General features: G+C 62.5%; 21 protein-coding genes. 9 read left to right on the top strand and 12 right to left on the bottom strand.

Translation table 11 applies throughout. The features are described 5' to 3' along the window. Positions 1 to 91 precede the first annotated feature (91 nt). Positions 92 to 595, top strand: a complete 504-nt coding sequence (locus tag MUU55_RS09815) for a cupin domain-containing protein (RefSeq protein ID WP_244760588.1) — start codon at positions 92 to 94, stop codon at positions 593 to 595. Positions 596 to 599: 4 nt separating this feature from the next. On the opposite strand, the gene MUU55_RS09810 is transcribed toward MUU55_RS09815, so the two are convergent. From MUU55_RS09810 to MUU55_RS09785, 6 genes are all read right to left on the bottom strand, one after another. Next, on the bottom strand, positions 600 to 1,736 hold the full coding sequence (locus MUU55_RS09810) for a GGDEF domain-containing protein (RefSeq protein ID WP_244760587.1): 1,137 nt from the start codon (positions 1,734 to 1,736) through the stop codon (positions 600 to 602). Between the two features lie 133 nt (positions 1,737 to 1,869). Next, the gene (locus tag MUU55_RS09805; RefSeq protein WP_244760586.1) at positions 1,870 to 2,487 is read right to left on the bottom strand and encodes a riboflavin synthase; all 618 of its coding nucleotides are present in this window, start codon (positions 2,485 to 2,487) and stop codon (positions 1,870 to 1,872) included. Beyond that, the gene (ribD, locus tag MUU55_RS09800) at positions 2,487 to 3,587 is read right to left on the bottom strand and encodes a bifunctional diaminohydroxyphosphoribosylaminopyrimidine deaminase/5-amino-6-(5-phosphoribosylamino)uracil reductase RibD (RefSeq protein WP_244760585.1); all 1,101 of its coding nucleotides are present in this window, start codon (positions 3,585 to 3,587) and stop codon (positions 2,487 to 2,489) included. Before ribD ends, MUU55_RS09805 begins: the two co-directional genes overlap by 1 nt. After that, complete coding sequence (nrdR, locus tag MUU55_RS09795) at positions 3,588 to 4,067, bottom strand: transcriptional regulator NrdR (RefSeq protein WP_244760584.1); 480 nt, start codon at positions 4,065 to 4,067, stop codon at positions 3,588 to 3,590. A gap of 9 nt (positions 4,068 to 4,076) precedes the next feature. Beyond that, positions 4,077 to 5,375: a serine hydroxymethyltransferase gene (gene glyA, locus MUU55_RS09790; protein ID WP_244760583.1), complete on the bottom strand. Its 1,299-nt coding sequence runs from the start codon at positions 5,373 to 5,375 to the stop codon at positions 4,077 to 4,079. A 191-nt stretch (positions 5,376 to 5,566) separates the two neighbouring features. Then, on the bottom strand, positions 5,567 to 6,889 hold the full coding sequence (locus tag MUU55_RS09785; protein ID WP_244760582.1) for a L,D-transpeptidase family protein: 1,323 nt from the start codon (positions 6,887 to 6,889) through the stop codon (positions 5,567 to 5,569). A 345-nt stretch (positions 6,890 to 7,234) separates the two neighbouring features. Here MUU55_RS09785 and MUU55_RS09780 point away from each other — a divergent pair, with 345 nt between their 5' ends. Continuing rightward, positions 7,235 to 7,777 (top strand): hypothetical protein, encoded by a 543-nt coding sequence (locus tag MUU55_RS09780; protein ID WP_244760581.1) that lies wholly within the window; start codon positions 7,235 to 7,237, stop codon positions 7,775 to 7,777. Between the two features lie 91 nt (positions 7,778 to 7,868). On the opposite strand, the gene ldtR is transcribed toward MUU55_RS09780, so the two are convergent. Then, positions 7,869 to 8,381, bottom strand: a complete 513-nt coding sequence (gene ldtR / locus MUU55_RS09775) for a transcriptional regulator LdtR (RefSeq protein WP_244760580.1) — start codon at positions 8,379 to 8,381, stop codon at positions 7,869 to 7,871. Between the two features lie 130 nt (positions 8,382 to 8,511). Next, positions 8,512 to 8,949, bottom strand: coding sequence for a DUF6163 family protein (locus tag MUU55_RS09770; RefSeq protein ID WP_244760579.1), 438 nt, complete (start codon positions 8,947 to 8,949; stop codon positions 8,512 to 8,514). A 154-nt stretch (positions 8,950 to 9,103) separates the two neighbouring features. On the opposite strand from MUU55_RS09770, the gene hemB reads away from it, so the two are divergent. The 6 genes from hemB to MUU55_RS09740 all read left to right on the top strand — a co-directional run bounded on the left by hemB (position 9,104) and on the right by MUU55_RS09740 (position 13,202). After that, positions 9,104 to 10,120 carry a porphobilinogen synthase gene (hemB, locus tag MUU55_RS09765; protein WP_244760578.1) on the top strand — a complete coding sequence of 339 codons (1,017 nt, stop codon included), beginning with the start codon at positions 9,104 to 9,106 and terminating at the stop codon, positions 10,118 to 10,120. A gap of 146 nt (positions 10,121 to 10,266) precedes the next feature. Continuing rightward, positions 10,267 to 10,731, top strand: coding sequence for an RDD family protein (locus MUU55_RS09760; protein ID WP_244760577.1), 465 nt, complete (start codon positions 10,267 to 10,269; stop codon positions 10,729 to 10,731). A gap of 105 nt (positions 10,732 to 10,836) precedes the next feature. Then, the gene (locus tag MUU55_RS09755) at positions 10,837 to 11,601 is read left to right on the top strand and encodes an arginyltransferase (RefSeq protein WP_244760576.1); all 765 of its coding nucleotides are present in this window, start codon (positions 10,837 to 10,839) and stop codon (positions 11,599 to 11,601) included. 18 nt (positions 11,602 to 11,619) lie between these two features. Continuing rightward, complete coding sequence (locus tag MUU55_RS09750; RefSeq protein WP_244760575.1) at positions 11,620 to 12,537, top strand: DMT family transporter; 918 nt, start codon at positions 11,620 to 11,622, stop codon at positions 12,535 to 12,537. A 54-nt stretch (positions 12,538 to 12,591) separates the two neighbouring features. After that, complete coding sequence (locus MUU55_RS09745; RefSeq protein ID WP_244760574.1) at positions 12,592 to 12,813, top strand: AbrB/MazE/SpoVT family DNA-binding domain-containing protein; 222 nt, start codon at positions 12,592 to 12,594, stop codon at positions 12,811 to 12,813. Then, positions 12,810 to 13,202, top strand: a complete 393-nt coding sequence (locus tag MUU55_RS09740) for a type II toxin-antitoxin system death-on-curing family toxin (protein ID WP_244760573.1) — start codon at positions 12,810 to 12,812, stop codon at positions 13,200 to 13,202. Before MUU55_RS09745 ends, MUU55_RS09740 begins: the two co-directional genes overlap by 4 nt. Here the strand turns inward: MUU55_RS09740 and parC are convergent, their stop codons facing one another. After that, positions 13,203 to 15,455, bottom strand: a complete 2,253-nt coding sequence (gene parC, locus MUU55_RS09735; protein ID WP_244760572.1) for a DNA topoisomerase IV subunit A — start codon at positions 15,453 to 15,455, stop codon at positions 13,203 to 13,205. It lies immediately after the preceding gene. A 210-nt stretch (positions 15,456 to 15,665) separates the two neighbouring features. On the opposite strand from parC, the gene MUU55_RS09730 reads away from it, so the two are divergent. Next, positions 15,666 to 16,862, top strand: a complete 1,197-nt coding sequence (locus tag MUU55_RS09730) for a hypothetical protein (protein ID WP_244760571.1) — start codon at positions 15,666 to 15,668, stop codon at positions 16,860 to 16,862. A 71-nt stretch (positions 16,863 to 16,933) separates the two neighbouring features. Here MUU55_RS09730 and creD read toward each other — a convergent pair whose 3' ends face one another. From creD to aspS, 3 genes are all read right to left on the bottom strand, one after another. After that, positions 16,934 to 18,367 (bottom strand): cell envelope integrity protein CreD, encoded by a 1,434-nt coding sequence (creD, locus tag MUU55_RS09725; protein ID WP_244760570.1) that lies wholly within the window; start codon positions 18,365 to 18,367, stop codon positions 16,934 to 16,936. A 181-nt stretch (positions 18,368 to 18,548) separates the two neighbouring features. Next, positions 18,549 to 18,872 carry a DUF1236 domain-containing protein gene (locus MUU55_RS09720; RefSeq protein ID WP_244760569.1) on the bottom strand — a complete coding sequence of 108 codons (324 nt, stop codon included), beginning with the start codon at positions 18,870 to 18,872 and terminating at the stop codon, positions 18,549 to 18,551. 94 nt (positions 18,873 to 18,966) lie between these two features. After that, positions 18,967 to 20,754: an aspartate--tRNA ligase gene (gene aspS / locus MUU55_RS09715; RefSeq protein ID WP_244760568.1), complete on the bottom strand. Its 1,788-nt coding sequence runs from the start codon at positions 20,752 to 20,754 to the stop codon at positions 18,967 to 18,969. Positions 20,755 to 20,871 lie beyond the last annotated feature (117 nt).

The following is a 20,871-nucleotide window of genomic DNA, read 5'->3' as shown; positions in this document are numbered from 1 at the left end:
CGCCCTTCCCCGATGTGGCCACCAGGTGCTGCGGCATTGACATCACGGAACATAACAGGAACCATGAAATACCGCCACAAGGAGACCTTCCATGAGCGCTCAAACACCGCCCATCGTCACGCTTGCCAAACTGCAACTCGAGCATTGGACGCAGGGCAGCCTCTACGAAAGCCGAGACACCGCCTTCGGCACCACCCTTGGCCTCAAGGACCTCGGCATCGGCTATGGCGAGGTGCCGCCGGGAAAATCCGGCTGTCCGTTCCACAGCCACCATGTCGAGGACGAGCTGTTCGTCATTCTCGAAGGTCACGGCACCTATCGCTATGGTAACGAGCGGCACCTGATCGGCCCCGGCGACGTGCTTGGTGCGCCGGCCGGCGGACCGGAGACGGCACACCAGATCATCAATACCGGCACGGTGCCGCTGAAATATCTCTCCATCTCCTCCATGGCGTCGACGGAGATCTGCGAATATCCGGATTCCGGGAAATTCCTTGCCAAGACACGCCGTGCGCTCGGTGGCCGAACAGAATTCCGCACCATTGGCCCTACGGGCGAGACCGTCGACTACTGGGAAGGCGAGCCCGGGGCCTGAGGCATCAGGCGGCAAGCGACACGCGGTTGCGGCCCCCGCGCTTCGACATGTAGAGCGCCTTGTCGGCGTTGCTCAGCAGAGAATCGAAGCTGCTGCTGTCATCGCCGCCAAAGGCGATGCCGGCGCTCACCGTGCAGGTGATGGAGCGCTTGCCGATCGGAATGAGCTTTGCCGCGAAGTCCATGCGGATTCGCTCGGCGATGCGTTGCGCCCTGTCCGGCAGGGTGCGATCGAGTACCACCACGAACTCCTCGCCGCCGAGACGGGCCAGGCATGCGGATGTTTCACAGACGTCGCGCAGCACGTCGGCAAAGACTTTTAGCACCGTATCGCCGGCCGCGTGGCCATGGCGGTCGTTGACGGACTTGAAATTGTCGAGGTCGAAGGCGATCGCGGCGATGTGATCGGTGACGGGTTCCCCAATATAACGGTCGAAGAGTGCGCGACGATTGAGTAGGCCCGTCAGCGCGTCCGTCATGGCGGCGCGGTGGTGACTGCCGGCAACGCGCCACTGGTTGAGCGCCAGCGACATGGCGCCGATGCCGGTGATGCCCAGGATCGCCACGATGAGGTTGAGGTTTTCCGCCCAGTTGTCCGGAGCATGCCCCATCACCCACCTGCCTTCGTGGATGAGCACGCCGGCGCAACACGCAAAGGACAGCGCCGTCAGCAGATAGAGAATGACGATCCCGGTCAGCGGCAGCGGCGCCTCGTCGCGGCCCCGCCAGTATTCATGCGCGGTCGCCACGAGGCAGGCTGTGATCAGGACGTTGAGCGTGATGAAGGCAAGGCCGTCATATCCGGCAATGAGCCACGGAAGGGAAAGGATCGCGCAAGCGGCAAAGACGCCGAGAATGCGCCGCCGCCCGCTGAGGCCAGTGCGAAAGCGGTAGGCTGCACCGTAAATGAAGGAAAAGCCGAGAAATTGCAGCAGGAAGGCAAGGCAGCCGACCACGACCGTCGGGCGCTCGATATAGAGGCCGTAGACGACAACTGCCGGCACGATGCAGCCGATGCCGATGGACCAGCAGAGCAGGAAACGCTCGACCTTTGCGGAAAGCCAGGTCGCAAACAGTGTTGCCGACAGGCAGAAGCCTGCAAGGCCGATCGCAAGCAACAATGTGTTGTAGTCGGGTGCCATGCAGCAACGGCCTCCTGCGTCCGAATGGTCGGACACTAGAGGCCGAGAGGTATCGATATCGTTACCGCCGCGAAGGGAATATCAGGCCGCGATGTATTAACACGAGACACAGCCTCCTGGAGTCACGCGCCCGTCACGCCCTGGGAGCAGGGAACTCCGCAAGCCGCGCCGCATAACGCGCCATGGTGTCGACCTCGAAGTTCACGAAATCGCCCGCCCTGCGCTCGCCCCATGTCGTCACGTCGAGTGTGTGCCGGATGAGCAGCACGTCGAAAACCGCGCCATCGACTGCGTTCACGGTGAGCGACGTACCGTCCAGCGCAATCGAGCCCTTCGGTGCGACGAAGCGCTCCAATCCCTCCGGCGCGCGAATGCGGAAGCGTGTCGCGTCACCCTCGGCCTCGACGGAGAGGATTTCCGCCTTGCCGTCGACATGGCCGGAGACGATGTGGCCGCCGAGTTCGTCGCCGATCTTCAGCGAGCGTTCCAGATTGATCTTCGTGCCGGCCGTCCAGCCGGCAATCGTCGTCAGCCGCAATGCCTCTTCCCAGGCCTCGACTTCAAACCAGCGAGCATTCGTGCCCTCATCCGGCAGTGCCGTGACGGTCAGGCAGGTGCCGGAATGGGCAATCGAGGCGCCCATGTCGATGGTGGCGGGGTCGTAGTTGGTGCGCACGCGCAGGCGAACCCCCTCATTCATGGGCTCGACCTTCTCGACCGTTCCGATGTCAGTGACAATACCGGTAAACATCACTCGTCTCTTTCGTAGTCTTCAAGATTGTCCGCGCCATAGCGCGCGGTGCGGCGAAGCGAAAAACCCGCCGGCACCTGTCCGGAAACACATGGGGACGCGACCCCCTCCTTGCCAAGGGTGGCAGAACCGTTGAACAGCAGGATGCGATCGACAAGCCCCGCCTGGAGGAAAGACTGTGCCGTCCGCGCGCCGCCTTCGACAAGCAGCGAAGAGATGCCCCGCGTCGCCAGCGCCGCCAGCAGCGTATCGAGACGGCGCGGATCGCAGATCAGCACCTCGACGCCCAAGGCTTCCAGGGCGTCCTGGCGGGCGGCAAAAGCCGGATCGTCCTTGCCATCCTTCGCCGTCACCACGATGACCGGCACTGTCGAAGCCGTGCGCGCGAGTTTCGATCCCGGCGACAGTTCCAGCCGCGGATCGAGCACGATCCGGACCGGCGAGCGCGTTTCGAGCCCCGGCAGGCGGCAGGTGAGTTCCGGATCGTCGGCCAGTGCGGTGCCGATGCCGACGAGGATCGCGTCACTCTCTGCCCGTAGCACATGCACCTGGCCGCGGGAGACAGGACCGGTGATCGCCACCTGCCCCACGCCGAGATGGCCAAGCATGCCATCGGCGGAAACGGCAAGTTTCAGAGTCACATAGGGCCGCTTCCTCGTCTGTCGCGAGAGATAGGCGGCAAGTGCGGTCTTGCCATTCGCCTCCAGCAGGCCGGTTTCCACCGCGATGCCGGCGTCCCGCAGCATGGAAAGTCCCCTGCCCGCGACGCGCTCGTCCGGATCGGTCACGGCGACCACGACGCGGGCGACGCCCGCAGCGATCAGTGCGTCCGCGCAGGGCGGCGTCTTCCCGTGATGCGAGCAGGGTTCGAGCGTCACATAGGCGATTGCGCCGCGCGCAGCCTCCCCGGCCATGGCCAATGCCTGCGTTTCCGCATGCGGCCGTCCGCCGGGCGCCGTCACAGCGGAACCGACGATCACGCCGTCCTTGACGATGAGGCAGGCGACGGAGGGATTGGTGGCGGTCAGGCCGAGGTTGCGGCGGCAGAGGCGGATTGCCGCTGCCATGAAGCGCTCGTCGTCTGCGCCCAGGCCCGACATCTAACCGTCGGCGCCCGGATCGCGGGCGATCTTGGCGGCGACTTCGGCGAGAATCTTCTCGAAGTCGTCGACATGGGAAAAGTCGCGATAGACCGACGCGTAGCGCACGAAGGCCACGTCATCGAGCGCCTTCAGGGCTTCAAGCACCTGAAGGCCGATCTCTTCGGAGGAGATTTCCGTCTCGCCGGAGCTTTCGAGCCGGCGGACGATGCCCGAGACCGCGCGTTCGATGCGGTCCCGGTCGACCGGCCGCTTGCGCAGCGCGATCTCGAAGGATTTGAGCAGCTTGTCACGGTCGAAGGGGGCCTTGCGGCCCGTCTTCTTGGCAACCATCAGCTCGCGCAGCTGCACCCGTTCGAAGGTCGTGAACCGACCGCCGCAATCCGGGCAGATGCGCCGGCGGCGAATGGCGGCCCCGTCCTCTGCGGGACGGGAATCCTTCACCTGCGAATCTTCCGAACTGCAATAGGGGCAGCGCATCAGTCTTCCTTACATATAGGAGTACATCGGGAAGCGGTCCGTCAGCGCGACGACCTTCTCCCGCACCGCGGCTTCGACAGCGGCATTGCCCTCGTCGGAATTAGCGACCTTAAGACCATCGAGAACCTCGACGATCAGGTTGCCGATTTCCTGGAATTCGGCCTCCTTGAAGCCGCGGGTCGTACCGGCAGGCGTGCCGAGACGCACACCCGAGGTGACGAAGGGCTTTTCGGGGTCGAACGGGATACCGTTCTTGTTGCAGGTGACGTAGGCGCGGCCGAGGGCGGCTTCCGCGCGCTTGCCGGTCGCGTTCTTCTTGCGAAGGTCGACGAGCATCAGGTGGTTGTCGGTACCACCAGAAACGATGTCGAGGCCGCCGGCCTTCAGCGTCTCGGCGAGCGCCTTGGCGTTCTTGACGATCTGCGCGGCATATTCCTTGAATTCCGGCTGCAGCGCCTCACCGAAGGCAACGGCCTTGGCGGCGATGATGTGCATCAGCGGGCCGCCCTGGAGACCAGGGAAGACGGCCGAGTTGATCTTCTTGGCGATATCCTCGTCGTTCGTCAGAACGACGCCGCCGCGCGGGCCGCGCAGCGACTTGTGCGTGGTGGTGGTGGCCACGTGGCAATGCGGGAACGGCGACGGATGCTGGCCACCGGCAACGAGACCGGCAATGTGAGCCATGTCGACCATGAGATAGGCGCCGACTTCATCGGCGATCTCGCGGAAGCGCTTCCAGTCCCAGATGCGGGAATAGGCGGTGCCGCCGGCGATGATGAGCTTCGGCTTGTTCTTGCGGGCCTTCTCGGCAACGTCGTCCATGTCGAGCAGGTGGTCGCCTTCACGCACGCCGTAGGACACGACGTTGAACCACTTGCCGGACATGTTGACCGGCGAGCCGTGCGTCAGGTGGCCGCCCGAGTTGAGGTCGAGGCCCATGAAGGTATCGCCCGGCTGGAGCAGCGCGAGGAAGACGGCCTGGTTCATCTGCGAACCGGAATTCGGCTGGACGTTGGCGAAGTTGACGCCGAACAGCTTCTTGGCGCGCTCGATGGCCAGTTCTTCGGCGATGTCGACGAACTGGCAGCCGCCGTAATAGCGCTTGCCCGGATAGCCCTCGGCATACTTGTTCGTCATGATCGAGCCCTGGGCTTCGAGCACGGCGCGCGAAACGATGTTTTCGGACGCGATCAGCTCGATTTCATGGCGCTGGCGACCGAGTTCCTTCTGGATCGAGCCGAAAATGTCCGGATCGGTATCGGCAAGAGAACGCGTGAAGAAAACGTCGGTGGCGGAAGACTGGCTCATCCTCGAGGCTCCTTAAGGGTGGGTGGCACGGTGTTTATCGTCCTCGCATGGCAAGGGCAATATCCGCTCCACGGTTTGCGCCATTTCAACGCGCGTTATGCGATAAAAACGACAGAGCGTCGGAAGCCGGAAAAAAGAAGGCCCCGCATTCCGGAGGAAGCAGGGCCTTCGAAAAAGTCGGACGAATTGCCTTACTGCGGCGTCAGGTTGCTATCGACGGACTGGCCGCCTTCCTGATTGTAGCCGGTCTGCAGGGCGAGTTCGGTGGCGCCGTCCATCTGGTAGATGTCGTCGCGGAACTGGACGACGCGGTCGCGCGCCGACCAGGCCGAGATATAGACGAAATAGACCGGAACCTCGACGGCCAGCTTGATTGGCGAGCTGACGCGCGTGTTGATCACCTTTTCGATCTGCTCGCGCGACCAGCCAGGCGTATCGCGCAGCAGCCAGGTGGTGAGGTCGCGCACGTTCTGCACGCGCACGCAGCCCGAGGACTCGAAGCGCATCAGTTTATTGAACAGGCCCTGCTGCGGCGTGTCGTGCATGTATTCGTTGTTCGGGTTGTGGAAGTTGATCTTCGTCGAGGACATGGCGTTGATCTTGCCCGGGTCCTGGCGGAACATCAGGTTCGGCGCCTTCTCGGCGTTCCAGTCGACCGTCTCCGGCGCCACTTCCTGGCCCTTGCCGTCGATCAGACGGATGTTGTTGCGCGCGAGATAGGTCGGATCCTTGCGCATCAGCGGCACGATGTCCTTCTCGACGATCGAGCGCGGCGCCGTCCAGTAGGGGTTGAGGATGACCTCGTAGATCTTGGAATTGAGAATATGCGTCGGGCGGCTCATGCGTCCGACCACGGCGACATGGCGCAAGGCCACGCGGCTGCCTTCGACCGCCTCGATATAGGCGGCGGGAATGTTCACCATGACGTAACGCTGGCCGAGATCGCCCGACATGGTCTGCAGACGCACCATGTTGGTGTTCAGCTGGCTCAGGCGCGTCGTGGCGGGCACGTTCATCGCCTTCAGCGTATATTCGCCCAGCACGCCGTCCTGCGGCAGGCCATGGCGGGCCTGGAAACGCTTTACCGCACCATCCACATAGGAATCGAAGGAATTGGACATGCCGGCGGCGCGCGGCAGGTCGCCGGAAATGGTCAACCGCTGGCGCAAGGTCTGCACGGCGGGATCGACCACGCCGATCTGCAGCTTCTGGCTGGCACCGACCTGCGGCCAGCCGCCGGCCGACACGATCTGCTGGTAGTCGGAGATCGCCTGCTGGATGTTCGGGATCGAACCCGGCCCGAGGACGGGATTGTTTGACTGAACGCCTGCTGTCGAGCGCGAAGCCTGCGCGTCGAACTGGTCGTCCCAGTTGCCGCGGCGCGGAGCATTGAGGACATCGTCAAGCGCCGTCTGGGCCAGCGAGGGGCCGGCAACGGCGGCTGCGCCGAAGGTCGCGGCGGAGCGCAGGAAGGCGCGGCGCGAGAACACATCAATTCCGGTTTTGCGAGACATCAATCCTACCATCTCCTGAGACGCCGTTCAAAGCGGCGGGTGCGCCCTGGGCACATGACCCGAGGGTCCATACCCGATGCAGCTATCACGAACAGGGTTAACAAACGCAAACCGGCCCTGCCGCCCGCGCATACCTTAAGCCCAGCGTCCGGGTGTCACAGCAATATGGCCAATTCGTGTCCCGGTGACTTCCGCGGGCTTGCCATGCCTTTCGGAAATGCGCCCAAAAAGCTTGGAAAAGGTTTTCGCGGTGCGGTTCACCGCTTTTGTCATGCAGGCTGTGCTTTGCTATCGCAACGGCCACATGTCATCTGCAAAAACAATGAAGCCAAGGATATGGGGAACATGGCAGTTGGCAAGATTTTGAAGGCGATGATGCCGATTTCGACGGCATTGGCATTGGCGGCCGCCCCCGCAAACGCGGCATCCTGCCCGCCAGACCGGGCAATTTACGCGCTGGAATTCGACAATACCCGCGTGATCTACACACAGGACGATGCGGAATTCGAAAACAATTGGCAAAAACAGGTCAGGTTCGAAGCGTATAGAGAAGGCACGCCGGTGTGGTCCATCGAGGGTCACATAGACTGCGATGACATCCTTGGCCTCTGCAACCTGCGCCTGGACGCGCCTGCCGGCGAAAAAGAAGCCCCGAACGCTGCAACCGAGACCTGCTCCAAATTTACGGTTCCCGTCACGGAAATACACGAGGATCCCGACAGCGAGCAGGTCGTATATATCGCCTTTGGCGGCCTCCCCCAATTCTCGATTGCATGCAGCAAGAGCATCGACACGCAGGTTCGCGACAAGCAGCTCTTTACCCAGGTGGAAAACGAGCGAGGTGTTGTCCTTCCTCCCTACGTTCGTTTCTCCTCTTGTGCCCGATGAGTCGGAGAGCGAAGGTAGTGACAAAACAGCAAAGCCGGACGCGCAGGGAACGCGGCCGGCTTTATGGAGGAGGTCGAAATGGGGCCTGGTTTTACAGGCGGTAGAGGATCGAGTCGTTCCAGAAGCGATCGAGGCGCTGGAGCAGCTTGTTCATCTGGTTGAATTCGCCTTCGCCGATGCCGCCGACCTTCTGGATCGAGCCGATATGGCGCTCATAGAGCTTGGCGACGGTCTCGGCGATTTCCTGGCCTTCTTCCGTCAGGCTGATGCGGACCGAGCGACGGTCGATGCGCGAGCGCTGGTGGTTGATGAAGCCGAGATCGACGAGCTTCTTGACGTTGTAGGAGACGTTCGAGCCGAGATAGTAACCGCGCGAGCGCAGCTCGCCGGCGGTCAGTTCCGAGTTGCCGATGTTGAAGAGGAGCAGCGCCTGAACGGCGTTGACATCGGAGCGACCGGCGCGGTCGAATTCGTCCTTGATGACATCGAGCAGGCGACGGTGCAGACGCTCGACGAGGTGGAGGGATTCCAGATAAAGGTTGCGGATCGCATCTTCCTGCGTATCGACGACCGGGGCCTGCTGCGGCTTCATCTTGGTGTTCATGGTTACTGCCTCACTGTTTTGTTTGGCGGTGTGGTTTGTTTTCCCGCCTTGAGTGAGAACCTAACGAATGCATCTAAAATTCTACTTAAACCGCAGGCTTAACAGCGCCTTACCGGAAGGCGACCCTGTCTCACGGTGAATCAGTTCTTACCGTGCGGGCCTGCCGGCGGCGCTGAATGAAGAGCGCGATGCGGAAAAGAACGAAGAGAACGGCGATCGCCACATGCATAAAAACGAGCGGCCGGTCGATGCCGAAAACCGAGGGATAGGCCTCGTGCATGGCGACTTCCGTGGCTGCCGCGACGAGCCATATGACCGGCCCCCAGGAGACGAGAAGCCACAGTCCAACAGCTGCTACGGGGAAGAGAACGGCCAGCGCCGTATAGGCCGCCTTCCAGGCCGGCGGCAGCAGATCGAAACGCCCCTGCCCGTTGAAGGAGAAGCCCGTCAGCATCGCCCAGTATTGCAAGGCGAACCACAGGGAGCCCACCGCCACCAGACGCAGGAACAGCGTGAACAGCGTTTCGGTCAGGCTCGGCCTGGGGCCTTTGGCAGAATCAGCAACCATGCGGCGGACAGTAAGGGCAAGGCGAGGCCGCATAAAGCCCGCAAAATCGATCATGCACGGCCATATGCCGCAGGTCTCCTTCCCCCTCGCGATTTGATTGCCGGTTTCGGCGTGATATGAGGCGCAGAAAAGATCGCGCAAGGGAAATGACATCATGACCGGCAGCAGGCACATTGTCGACGATATCACCGGCGGCCGCCGCATGCGGCGCAACCGGAAAGCCGACTGGACACGCCGCCTCGTGCAGGAAAACCGACTGACGGTGGATGATCTCATCTGGCCGGTTTTCGTCGTGCCCGGCGAGAATGTCGTCGATCCCGTCGCCGCCATGCCCGGTGTCGATCGCATGAGCATCGACAAGCTGGTGGAAGCGGCAAGGGAAGCCGCCGATCTCGGCATCCCCGCCATCGCCACCTTCCCGAATATCGAGATGAACCTTCGCGACGAAACGGGTTCGCACTGTCTTGTCGCCAACAATCTCATCAACGAGGCGACGCGCGCCATCAAAAAGGCCGTGCCCAATATCGGCGTCATCACCGATGTCGCGCTTGACCCCTTCACCAGTCACGGCCATGACGGCGTGCTGCGCGGCGATGTCATCGTCAACGACGAGACGGTGGACCTGGTGGCCAAGGCCGCCGTGCTCCAGGCCGATGCCGGCTCCGATATCATCGCTCCCTCGGAAATGATGGACGGCCGCATCGGCGCCATCCGCCACGCGCTGGATGCCGCCGGGCACCAGAATGTCGGCATCATGTCTTATGCCACGAAATTCGCCTCCGCCTTCTACGGTCCCTATCGCGATGCGATTGGCACCGGCGGCCTGCTGAAGGGCGACAAGAAGACCTACTACATCGATCCCGCCAACGGCACAGAGGCGATCCGCGACGCCGCCCTCGACGTGGAGGAAGGCGCCGACATGCTGATGGTAAAGCCCGGCCTGCCCTATCTCGACATCTGTTGGCGCATGAAGGAAGCCTTCGGCCTTCCCGTCTTCGCCTATCAGGTCTCCGGCGAATACAGCCAGATCAAGGCGGCCGCCATGAACGGCTGGATCGACGGCGAGCGCGTCATGCTCGAAACCCTGCTCGCTTTCAAGCGCGCCGGCTGCGACGGCATCCTCACCTATTTCGCGATGGATGTGGCGCGGCATCTGGCGAAGAAGGGTTGAGGCTGGCATAGCCCCTCAACCTGGCCCTCTCCCGCAAACAGGGAGAGGGGGTCAGCAGACTGGATGAGAGCACTCTCCTGTTCCGCCGTTGTTTTCCCCAAAACCATCCCCATATGTCCCACATGTTCCACCACGGAGACGGGCAGATGAGCGCTGATTTCAATGAAACGCGGGTTCCGACGACGGACTGGCAGGCCTATCGCGGTGTGCTGTCCCGGCGGATTTTCGCGTTTCTGATCGACTATGCGATCGTCGCCCTTCTCTGGGTTCCGGCGGCTGTGATCGTCTTCTTCCTCGGCATCCTGACGCTCGGCCTCGGCTTCTTCCTTTACCCTGCCCTCTTCGCCATCGTCGCCATGCTCTATTTCGGCCTGACGATGGGTGGTCCGTCGCAGGCAAGCGCTGGAATGAATGTCATGGGCCTTGCACTCGCCCGCGTCGATGGTCGCCCCGTGGATTTCCTCACGGCGATCGTGCACCTCGCGCTGTTCTGGATCGGCAATGCCGTGCTGACGCCGTTCGTCGTGCTCGTCGGCCTCTTCACCGACCGTGGCCGGCTGTTGCACGACCTGCTGCTGGGCACGGTCATGGTGCGCCGCGACCGGTATTGAGATAATCAGGAGGCACCGGCGAAATCCTCTAGTTGACCTTTTTTCGAACTAGGCCATGGTATTGGCATAGACGCGTCACAAAGCGATGGAGTCGCCTCACGGCCGATGAATACGCAGGCAACACCTTCTCCGCAGTTCTATCTGACCGCGCCTGCGGCTTGTCCCTACCTGCCGCAGGAGATGGAGAGGAAGGTTTTTACCCATCTGGTGGGTGAGCGGGCGCCGGAACTGAACGATCTCCTGACCCAGGGCGGCTTCCGCCGCTCGCAGAACATCGCCTATCGCCCCGCCTGCGAAAGCTGCCGTGCCTGCATTTCCGTGCGTATCCTCGTCAACGAGTTCACACCGCGGCGTTCGATGCGCCGCGTGCTGGCGGCCAATGCCGACCTGATCGCGAACGAATATCCCGCCGAACCCTCGAGCGAGCAATATTCCCTTTTCCGGCACTATCTCGACGCCCGCCACCAGAAAGGCGGCATGTCGGACATGTCCGTGCTCGACTACGCGATGATGGTGGAGGACACGCATGTCAACACCAAGATCATCGAGTATCGCAAGCGCGAGGAAGGCTCGGGGCTGCAGGAGCGCCCGCAGGGCGAACTGCTCGCGGTGGCGCTGACCGATCGCATGGGCGACGGCCTGTCTATGGTCTATTCCTTCTACAATCCCGAGCTGGCCGACCGCTCCTTCGGCACGTTCATGATCCTCGACCATATCAGGCGCGCCAAGGCGCTTGGCCTACCGCATGTCTATCTCGGCTATTGGGTCAAGGGATCGCGCAAAATGGACTACAAAACAAAGTTTTTGCCGCAGGAACACCTGATGCCACGCGGCTGGGAACGCTATGATGAGCAGGATACTGCCTCTTAGCATCGATTCGGTCCCATCGTGTCCCAGACAAGCGATCCCGCCCTTCACCGCAAGGGTCTTCTCATCACCGCCATCGGCGGCCTCGCCCTCTCCTTCGATATCCCGCTGATCCGCTCGGCCCATGGCGAGGTCTGGTCGGTGCTGGCGACGCGCAGCTTTGCGACATTCGCGATGGCGATCCTGTTCTGGTCGGTCGTGCGTTTTGCGCTCGGCAAGCGCGTGGCGCTGATACCCGGGCCGCTAGGCCTGCTGATCGGCGTGCTCTACGGCATAAACTCGCTGACCTTCATGCTGGCGGTCTTCAACACGTCGACGGCGAACGTCGTCTTCATCCTCGCCTTCACCTCGATGTTCGCGGCGATCCTGTCCTGGATTTTCCTCGGAGAACGCCCTTCGAACGCCACCCTCATCACCATGGCGGCGATGGTCGCAGGGGTCATGCTGATCGTGCATGACGGGTTGGAAAGCGGGAACTTCTTCGGCGATGCGATGGCGGCCTCGTCGGCCTTCCTGCTGGCCTCGGCGATCACGCTGAGCCGCCGCAGCGGCCTCGACCTGGGTTTCGTGCCCCTGGTCACCGCGATCTTTCCCGGCATAGCCGCGCTGATCCTGCTGCCCGACACGGGCTTCCAGATCGCCGCCCCCGGCTTCATCCTGTTCAACGGGCTCATCATGATCCCGCTCGCCTTCTTCTGCCTAGCCACGGGCCCGCGCTATCTGTCAGCGCCCGAGGTCGGCATGTTCTACCTGCTGGAAACGGTCTTGGCCCCGATCTGGGTGTGGATCGTCTTTTCCGAGACGCCCACCACCCAAACCCTTATCGGCGGCTCCATCCTCATCCTCGCGCTGCTGGTCCATTCGCTCTGGCAGATGCGCTCGAAGGCCCGCGCCGCCAAGGAAAGCGATGCGGCGGCAGAGTTTCCGTTCACGGGGTGAGGCTTGAGACTGGCCGCAGGCGATGTTATAACTCAGTTATAACGGAGCAAAGCCATGAATATCACCATCCGCAAGATCGGCAATTCCGAAGGCATTATCATCCCGAAGGACGTCCTCGACCGCATGGGCGTCAAGGCGGGGGATGAACTGACGTTGAAGGAAGAAAGCGGTCAAATCCAGCTTATTCCCCAAAACGCCGATCTGGCGGAACAACTCAAAGCCGCCCGAATGGGTATGGAGAAATATCGCGTCGCCCTCCGCGAACTCGCGAAATGAGAGACATTAAGTGGCTGACCCGCCAAGCTGTGGAGGTCATGCACGAAGAGCAGCTTCTCGAGCATGGCGGGCTTGGCGGCCTTAAAGATCAGAACGCTCTGGAGGCTGCTCTGGCTCGCCCACTCAACAAGGCAGCATATGGCACGCCGGATCTTTTCGAATTGGCCGCTGCGTATCTCTACGGCATCGTGCGCAATCACCCCTTCTCTGACGGGAACAAGCGCACCGGCTTTCTTGCCGCGTTTACATTCTTGATACTCAACGGCAATCTGATCGAGGCATCGCAAGCCGATGTAATCGCTTTCGTCCTCGCCGTCGCCGCCGGCGAGATCGACGAAGAGGGCGCGACGCGCTTCCTGCGCGACGTCAGCGTCCCCTATTCCGGTTGATCAGCCGCTGAACTTGCCGCTGCGCGGGAAGCCCTTCGGCACGGTGCGGCCTGCGGTCGCGCGGTCGGCGAGCCATTCGGCAAGCTCTTCCCGGGTGCGCACGAAGTTGCGGCCGGCGCTGTCGTCCCAGGAAAGGCCGTCGGCGATGGCGAAGCAGCGCAGGTCGGAGATGCCGCCGTCCTTGTAGCGCTGCAGGCGCACGCCCTTGCCGCGCGACATTTCCGGCAGCTGGGCCAGCGGGAAGACGAGCATCTTGCGGTTTTCGCCGACGACGGCGACGTGATCGCCGCGCACCGGCACGACGAGCTTGGCCTCGTCTGGCATGCCGACATTCATCACCTGCTTGCCCTTGCGGGTATTGGCAACCATCTCGGTCTCCGCAACGACAAAACCGTTACCGGCCTGCGAGGCCACAATGACCTTGCGCTGCGGGTCGTGCACGAAGGCCGTCAGGACGTCCTGATCGTTCTCCATGTCGACCATGATGCGCAGCGGCTCGCCATGGCCGCGACCGCCCGGCAGCTTGTCGGCGCCGAGCGTATAGACCTTGCCGCCGGTCGTCACGATCAGCACCTTGTCCGTCGTCTGCGCCGGGAAGGCCACCTTCAGCGCGTCACCCTCCTTGAACTGGAGGCCTGATGTATCGGCGATGTGCCCCTTCAGCGCACGGATCCAGCCCTTTTCCGAGATGACGACCGTCACCGGCTCCTTCTCGATCATCGCCTGCTGGATCGCCTCGACATCGGCCTCCGGCGCGCTGGCGAACTGGGTGCGGCGGCGGCCGAGCTCCGTCGCCTTGGCGAATTTCTTGCGGACCTCGCCGATTTCCCAGGCGACGGTCTGCCACTGCTTCTCGTCTGAGCCGAGCAGCGCCTCGATTTCGGCTTTTTCCTTCGAAAGCGTGTCGAATTCGCTGCGGATCTCGAATTCCTCGAGCTTGCGCAAGGAGCGCAGGCGCATGTTGAGGATCGCTTCGGCCTGCACGTCGGTGAGCGAGAAGGTTTCCATGAGGGAGACCTTCGGCTCGTCCTCCTCGCGGATGATCCGGATCACTTCGTCGAGGTTGAGATAGGCGACGAGATAACCGCCGAGAATCTCGAGGCGGCGCTCGATGGCGGCAAGGCGATGGCGCGAGCGGCGTTGCAGCACTTCGCGACGGTGGGCGAGCCACTCGACCAGCACATCCTTGAGGCCCATGACCTTCGGAACACGCCCCATCGAGAGCACGTTCATGTTGAGCGGAATGCGGTTTTCCAGCTCCGACAGCTTGAACAGCGATTCCATCAGGATCGTCGGATCGACGGTGCGGCTCTTCGGCACCAGCACGATGCGCACGTCTTCGGCCGACTCGTCCCTGATGTCCTCCAGGAGCGGCAGCTTTCGGGCGATCAACAGTTCGGCGATCTTTTCGATCAGCCGCGATTTCTGGACCTGATAGGGGATCTCTGTGACGACGATCTGGTAGCCGCCGCGGCCCAAATCTTCCGTCTGCCACTTGGAGCGCACGCGAAAACCACCGCGGCCCGTCTTGTAGGCCTCGATGATGCTTTCGCGGCCGTCGATGATGATGCCGCCGGTCGGCAGGTCCGGACCCTGCACGAATTCGACGAGCTTCTCCACCTCCGCTTCAGGGTGGCGGATGAGGTAAAGGGCGGCATCGCACAGTTCATGCACGTTGTGCGAGGGAATGGACGTCGCCATGCCCACCGCGATACCGGAGGATCCGTTCGCCAGGAGGTTCGGGAAAGCACCCGGCAGGACGATCGGCTCCTCGTCCTCCTCGTTGTAGGTCGGGCGGAAATCGACGGCGTCCTGATCGATACCGTCGAGCAGCAGCGTCGCGACATCGGTCATGCGCGCTTCGGTGTATCGGTAGGCGGCGGCATTGTCGCCGTCGATATTGCCGAAATTGCCCTGCCCGTCGACGATCGGATAACGCTGCGAGAAATCCTGCGCGAGGCGCACCAGCGCATCGTAGACCGACTGGTCGCCATGCGGATGGAACTTTCCGATGACGTCGCCGACGATACGCGCGCATTTCTTGAAGGACGAATTGGCGCGGATGCCCATTTCGCTCATCGCATGGATGATGCGGCGGTGAACCGGCTTCAGGCCGTCGCGCACATCCGGCAGCGCGCGCTGGGTGATGGTCGACAGCGCATAGGCAAGGTAGCGCTCTTCCAGCGCCGCCTTGAGGTCGACCGGCAGGATATTGTCGTCTCCGCCATCCGGCGGCAAAGTGTTTTGTCCCATGGCTCTTGACTAGCCCGCCAGCCGATTCGCGGCAAGGAATCCGGGCGATCCAGCTGTGGATAGCGGTTTGTAAAGCCTGTCACGAATATGCGGCCATAGCCGTAGAATTCTATAGAAAGTTGCGCCGGCCCGAATATAGTCGCCGCGCCGCCCGTCTATGAGCGGTAACGGCAAGGCAGCCGTCCAAAAATCCAGAAAGAGAGCCAATTCATGATGCGCACCTCCCATTTCCGCACCCTCCTCGCCGGCGCCGCGCTCGCCTCCCTGGCAAGCCCCGCCTTCGCGCTCGACGGCGCGGACCTGCTGGCAAAGCTCAACGCCACCTATGCAACGTCCGGCGTTACGATCAGCTCTTCGAACATTGCCGTCGACGGTTCGACCGTCACCCTTGAAGGCACGGAACTGAAGGCCGCCGGGGCCGAAGCGCCGATCAAGCTCGGCACCGTCACCATGGAAGGCGTCGAGGAAGACGGCGACGGCGGCTACACGGTCGAGACCGTCGGCTTCCAGGACGTCAACGTCACCGAAGCCGAATCGACCGTCACGGCCAAGGACATCGCGATCAATGGTGTTTCCATTCCCGGCACCGTGACACCCGGCACGCTCGAATCGCTGGTGATGTACGAATCGGCCACCACCGGTCCGGTCAATGTCTCCGCCAAGGGCAAGGAAGTGTTTTCCATGTCCGGCATGGAAGCCAACATCACGCGCATGGACGGCGATGCCGGCCTCGAATTCGACGCCACCCTGTCGGACCTCAAGGCTGACCTGACGACCGTCGAGGATCCGAAGGCCAAGGACACGCTCGCCAAGCTCGGCATGACCTCGCTCGAAGGCAAGGTCGCCATGTCCGGCAGCTGGGAACTGGCAAGCGGCAAGCTCGCCGTCGACGAATATTCCTTTGACTTCAAGGATGTCGGCCGCCTCAACCTGGCACTGGAGTTCTCCGGCTACACGCTCGATTTCCTGAAGGGGATCCAGGAAGCCATCAAGGCCTCCGAATCCAACCCGAACAAGGAAGAGGCAAATGCGGCGCTGGGCATGTCCATGATGGGCCTCGTGCAGCAGCTGACCTTCAACAGCGCTTCGATCACCTTCGAGGACGCCTCGATCACCAAGAAGCTGCTCGACTTCGCAGGCAGCGAACAGGGTGTCACAGGCGACCAGATGGCGCAGTCGCTGAAGGGCCTGATCCCGGTCATGATCGCGCAGCTCAACATGCCTGATCTGCAGAACCAGATCTCGGCCGCCGCCAACACCTTCCTTGACGACCCCAAGAGCCTGACGATCAGCGCCCAGCCGAAGGAGCCGGTGCCGTTCCCGATGATCATGGGTGCCGCCATGGGCGCACCGCAGACCATTCCGCAGGTCCTCGGCGTCACCGTCACGGCCAACGAAGAGATGTAAGCCGTTCAGGCGCATCGCAACAAAGGAAGGCCCGGAGCGATCGCTCCGGGCCTTCTTGTTTCCAAGTGATCTCAACGCACCGCCTGCGGTGCCGGTGCCGACCATTCCACGCGGCGTGTCGCATACATGGTGGCGGCGATGGTCACGAAGGAGATCAGCGCGCCGGCGAGCAGCGCATATTCGTCTTCCCTGAGCACCAGATACATGACGCCGTAGGCCGAGATGAGCACGGCGCCGAGCGACAGGCCGTTCTTTCGGCTGCCGGTGGCGCTGCCGAGATAGGCGGCGATGAGCAGGGTCGTTGCGAACGCCGCCACGATATAGGCGATGGTGAAGCCGGTATGTTCGGCGAGCGCCAGCAGCAGCACGTAGAAGACGATCAGCGCAAGCCCCGTCAGCACATACTGGATCCAGTGCACCATGCGCCCGCCCTTCAACTCCACCACGAAGACGGCGAGGAAGACGAGCGAGATGAAGCCGATCGAGTATTTCAGCGTCCGTGACACCACCTGATAGAACTGCACGGGTTCCACGAGGTTGATGCTCATCATGCTTCCGGACAACGGCAGCGTTGGGCCAGAGGCGACACGGTCGATACCGCGGGCGAGATAGGGGATCGTCCACTTGGCGGAGAAATCCTTGGCCGTGATGGCCTTCTCCTCCGGCAGGAAGAGGCCCTCGAAGCCGGGATGCGGCCAGTTGGCCTTGGCGGCGAAACTCGTCGTCTGGCCGGCGGGTGCCACGGCGAAGCTGCGCGAGCCGTTAAGCGACAGCGCAATCTCGAAGGCAAAGCCGCTGTCAATCAGCGCTCGTTCGATCGGACGATGCACGCCGGCGCTCGATTGCGGCGTGGCGTAACCATCCGCACCGACCACGCTCATCGCGGAGATCTGCCGCATGCCGGGATCGAAGGGCCTGACGGCACCGTTGTCGATCTTCACGCCCGCATCGGAGCGGATGCCGGTGATGTCGTTGATGTTGAGCACGAGGATGGCCCGGTCGAGTTGCGGCGTGCCGGAGAATTGCGCGAGGTCCTGCAGGATATTGCTGCCGAAACGGCCCTTCAGCGTCAGCGCACCGTTGTAGACCGGCAATGTGTAGATCGAGAGCTTCCGCTCTTCCGCCTTGAGGTCGGCCGTGACATCCAACACCTCCGGCATGACGAGCGCCCATTCGGTCGTCTGCTCGACAACGGTTCGGCCATCCACCTCGCGGCTGCGCTGCACCTCGAAGGGCACGGCGATATAGGGGCCGTTGATCGCCTGGTCACCGCCCCAGCCGTTGGCGATACGGCGCGAGACATCCGCCGCGCGCTGGGCACGCTCTTCTGTGAGGCCCCAGACGAGCAGCAAAGGAACGAGCAGCGCCACGGAGATGACGCCGATCATGATGAACTTGACACCGGGCGAACGCAGGAAGGTCGTCAGGTTGCCGCGCGGCTCGGGATAGGGAAAGGGGCGAGAGGATGTCGCAGGTGCCGGATCGTCGGCTTGCATATCGGTCATGAAAAGTCCCTCCAGTCGTGAATCGCCTCTTGCGGGCGTCTGTTCACGCTAGGAGTGCATTTCGACCGATTATGCACGGAATTGGGCTCGACTGGCGGCGAATTCGCGGCATTGTGGCGTCTTTCCGCCTGCCGCAAAGAAAGAGCCCGGCGCGAACGCCGAGCTCCGTCTGTTCGGGATGTTACTCCACGACCTGCACGATGGTGCGGGTCTGCGGATTGACGATCACCCGCTGATCGTTGACGACGGAATAGGCATAGTCGGCATGGCCGTCGATCGTGTGGATTTCAACCGTATCGGGAACAACGGTTCCCACCACGACATCACCATCATAGGCGACGGACGGGACCTGCTGCTCCAGCACATAGGTGCGGACTTCTCCCGGCACGACGACAGTCGACTGGGTGGTCACCGGATCCTGGATGATGACGGTATCCTGGGCAAAGGCCGAGCCGCTCAGGGCCAGAAGGGCCACGGCTGCGGCCGAAACAAGTGTCTTACGCATAGTCGTTCTCCTCTGATTGACGCGGGGAGAACGGGCCTGTCGGCCCAGGGTTCCGAAGGCGAGAGCCGCAACACGGCCCTCGCCTCCCGAAATCTTAGTCCTTCTTGGACGGAACGACGCGCAGCGCCAGTTCCCGAAGCTGCGTCGGCGATGCCGGCGACGGGGCGTTCATCAAGAGATCCTGCGCCTGCTGGTTCATCGGGAACAGCGAGATTTCGCGCAGGTTCTTGGCACCGACGAGCAGCATCACCACGCGGTCGATACCGAAGGCGCAGCCGCCGTGCGGGGGGGCGCCGTACTGGAACGCGCGGTAGAGGCCGCCGAAGCGCTCTTCCACGTCCTGCTGGCTCAAGCCCACCTTTTCGAAGGCCTTGACCATCAGCTCCGGCGACTGGTTACGGATCGAGCCCGAGGCGATTTCGAAGCCGTTGCAGACCGCGTCGTACTGGTAGGCCTTCAGCTCCAGCGGATCCTTGCTGTCGAAGGCTTCCAGGCCGCCCTGCGGCATGGAGAACGGGTTGTGCGCGAAGTCGATCTTCTTTTCTTCCTCGTTGTATTCGTAGAACGGGAAGTCGACGATCCAGCACATTTCGAAGCGGTCGCGATCGACGAGGTTCAGTTCTTCGCCGGCGCGGGTGCGGGCTTCACCGGCGAACTTGTAGAACTTGGCCGGGTCGCCGGCGACGAAGAAGCAGGCGTCGCCGTCTTCAAGGCCGAGCTGCTGGCGGATGGCTTCCGTGCGCTCCTCGCCGATGTTCTTGGCGAGCGGGCCTGCGCCCTCGAGCTTGTCGCCTTCCTTGCGCCAGAAGATGTAGCCGAGGCCGGGCTGGCCGGTGGACTGCGCCCAGGCGTTCATGCGATCGCAGAAGGCGCGCGAGCCGCCGGTCTTGGCCGGGATCGCCCAGACCTGAACCTTCGGGTTCGACGCGATCATGTTCGCGAAGACCTTGAAGCCGGAGCCGGCGAAATGATCGGTCACGGCCTGCATGACGATCGGGTTGCGCAGGTCGGGCTTGTCGGAACCATATTTGCGGATGGCTTCGTCATAGGGAATGCGCGGCCACTGCTTCGTGACCGGCTTGCCTTCGGCGAACTCTTCGAAGACGGCCGTCATCATCGGCTCCATCGTTTCCCAGACGTCTTCCTGGGTGACGAAGCTCATCTCGACGTCGAGCTGGTAGAACTCGCCCGGCAGGCGGTCGGCGCGCGGGTCTTCGTCGCGGAAGCACGGCGCGATCTGGAAGTAGCGGTCGAAGCCGGCGACCATCAAGAGCTGCTTGTACTGCTGCGGGGCCTGCGGCAGCGCGAAGAACTTGCCCTCGTGGATACGCGACGGCACGAGGAAGTCGCGCGCGCCTTCCGGCGAGGAGGCCGTCAGGATCGGCGTGGTGTATTCGGCAAAACCGGCCTCGCCCATGCCCTTGCGCATGGAGGAGATGATCTGCGTGCGGCGCACGATGTTCTTGTGCAGTGTTTCGCGGCGCAGGTCGATGAAGCGGTACTTCAGGCGCACGTCTTCCGGGTATTCCGGCTCGCCGAAGACCGGCAGCGGCAGCTCCTTGGCGGCGGAGAGCACTTCGATCTCCTGCGCATAGAGCTCGATCTCGCCGGTCGGCATGCCCTTGTTGACGGTGTCTTCCGTGCGCGCCTTGACGAGGCCGTCGATGCGGATGACCCATTCACCGCGCACCGTCTCGGCCTTCTTGAAGGCCGGGCTGTCCGGATCGGCGACGACCTGGGTGATGCCGTAATGGTCGCGCAGGTCGATGAAGAGCACGCCGCCATGGTCGCGGACGCGGTGAACCCAGCCCGAAAGACGAACGGTCTGGCCGACATCGGCCTTGCGGAGGGCGGCGCAGGTGTGGCTGCGGTAACGGTGCATCGTTGTATCCTGAAATGCGTGAGGGACCACGCGGGAAGAATCCGGCGCGTTTACCCAGGAAAAATCGGGCGGAAAAGCGCATGATGAGGCCCGTTTGTCAAGGCTTGGCGGGTTTTG

Source organism: Shinella curvata, from assembly GCF_022899935.1.
Taxonomy (GTDB): domain Bacteria; phylum Pseudomonadota; class Alphaproteobacteria; order Rhizobiales; family Rhizobiaceae; genus Shinella; species Shinella curvata.
The sequence above is the reverse complement of the archived record's forward strand: the minus strand, read 5'-3'. Positions and strand labels throughout refer to the sequence as shown.

What these genes read in the sequence shown, in the direction of transcription:
- ribD (WP_244760585.1), bottom strand. Translation starts at nt 3,587, where the DNA reads ATGTCGGGCCTGGGCGCAGACGACGAGCGCTTCATGGCAGCGGCAATC.
- MUU55_RS09740 (WP_244760573.1), top strand. Translation starts at nt 12,810, where the DNA reads ATGAGAGACATTAAGTGGCTGACCCGCCAAGCTGTGGAGGTCATGCAC.
- creD (WP_244760570.1), bottom strand. Translation starts at nt 18,367, where the DNA reads ATGACCGATATGCAAGCCGACGATCCGGCACCTGCGACATCCTCTCGC.
- MUU55_RS09755 (WP_244760576.1), top strand. Translation starts at nt 10,837, where the DNA reads ATGAATACGCAGGCAACACCTTCTCCGCAGTTCTATCTGACCGCGCCT.
- MUU55_RS09745 (WP_244760574.1), top strand. Translation starts at nt 12,592, where the DNA reads ATGAATATCACCATCCGCAAGATCGGCAATTCCGAAGGCATTATCATC.
- MUU55_RS09720 (WP_244760569.1), bottom strand. Translation starts at nt 18,872, where the DNA reads ATGCGTAAGACACTTGTTTCGGCCGCAGCCGTGGCCCTTCTGGCCCTG.
- MUU55_RS09810 (WP_244760587.1), bottom strand. Translation starts at nt 1,736, where the DNA reads ATGGCACCCGACTACAACACATTGTTGCTTGCGATCGGCCTTGCAGGC.
- MUU55_RS09780 (WP_244760581.1), top strand. Translation starts at nt 7,235, where the DNA reads ATGGCAGTTGGCAAGATTTTGAAGGCGATGATGCCGATTTCGACGGCA.
- MUU55_RS09805 (WP_244760586.1), bottom strand. Translation starts at nt 2,487, where the DNA reads ATGTTTACCGGTATTGTCACTGACATCGGAACGGTCGAGAAGGTCGAG.
- MUU55_RS09785 (WP_244760582.1), bottom strand. Translation starts at nt 6,889, where the DNA reads ATGTCTCGCAAAACCGGAATTGATGTGTTCTCGCGCCGCGCCTTCCTG.
- MUU55_RS09760 (WP_244760577.1), top strand. Translation starts at nt 10,267, where the DNA reads ATGAGCGCTGATTTCAATGAAACGCGGGTTCCGACGACGGACTGGCAG.
- aspS (WP_244760568.1), bottom strand. Translation starts at nt 20,754, where the DNA reads ATGCACCGTTACCGCAGCCACACCTGCGCCGCCCTCCGCAAGGCCGAT.
- hemB (WP_244760578.1), top strand. Translation starts at nt 9,104, where the DNA reads ATGACCGGCAGCAGGCACATTGTCGACGATATCACCGGCGGCCGCCGC.
- nrdR (WP_244760584.1), bottom strand. Translation starts at nt 4,067, where the DNA reads ATGCGCTGCCCCTATTGCAGTTCGGAAGATTCGCAGGTGAAGGATTCC.
- ldtR (WP_244760580.1), bottom strand. Translation starts at nt 8,381, where the DNA reads ATGAACACCAAGATGAAGCCGCAGCAGGCCCCGGTCGTCGATACGCAG.
- glyA (WP_244760583.1), bottom strand. Translation starts at nt 5,375, where the DNA reads ATGAGCCAGTCTTCCGCCACCGACGTTTTCTTCACGCGTTCTCTTGCC.
- MUU55_RS09730 (WP_244760571.1), top strand. Translation starts at nt 15,666, where the DNA reads ATGATGCGCACCTCCCATTTCCGCACCCTCCTCGCCGGCGCCGCGCTC.
- MUU55_RS09815 (WP_244760588.1), top strand. Translation starts at nt 92, where the DNA reads ATGAGCGCTCAAACACCGCCCATCGTCACGCTTGCCAAACTGCAACTC.
- parC (WP_244760572.1), bottom strand. Translation starts at nt 15,455, where the DNA reads ATGGGACAAAACACTTTGCCGCCGGATGGCGGAGACGACAATATCCTG.
- MUU55_RS09770 (WP_244760579.1), bottom strand. Translation starts at nt 8,949, where the DNA reads ATGGTTGCTGATTCTGCCAAAGGCCCCAGGCCGAGCCTGACCGAAACG.